The sequence below is a fragment of the Secundilactobacillus mixtipabuli genome (assembly GCF_002217925.1).
GTDB classification, from domain to species: Bacteria; Bacillota; Bacilli; order Lactobacillales; family Lactobacillaceae; genus Secundilactobacillus; species Secundilactobacillus mixtipabuli.
In genome coordinates this window covers 1-275 of the sequence record NZ_BCMF01000030.1, presented here as the reverse complement: position 1 = coordinate 275, position 275 = coordinate 1, and the positions used below count along the sequence as shown (strand labels likewise).

1 rRNA gene is annotated in these 275 nt (G+C 50.9%); it reads left to right on the top strand.

The annotated features are described in order from the left end of the window. Positions 1 to 275 (top strand): 23S ribosomal RNA (locus IWT5_RS11830); the annotation flags it as partial.

Genomic DNA, 275 nt, shown 5'->3' with positions numbered 1-275 from the left:
GGAAGGCTCGTCCTCCCAGGGTTAGTCGGGACCTAAGTCGAGGCCGCAAGGCGTAGACGATGGCCAACAGGTTGATATTCCTGTACTAGTAAGATATGTTTGAGCGATGGAGGGACGTAGGAGGCTAAGCCGTGCGCACTGTTGGATATGTGCGTTTAAGCAGCAAGTCTGGTTGTTAGTAAAATGCTTTCAACCGGGTAGACAAGCTGTGATGAGGACCGAATTTAAGTAGGGAAGTGGCCGATGTCACACTGCCGAGAAAAGCTTCTAGTGAG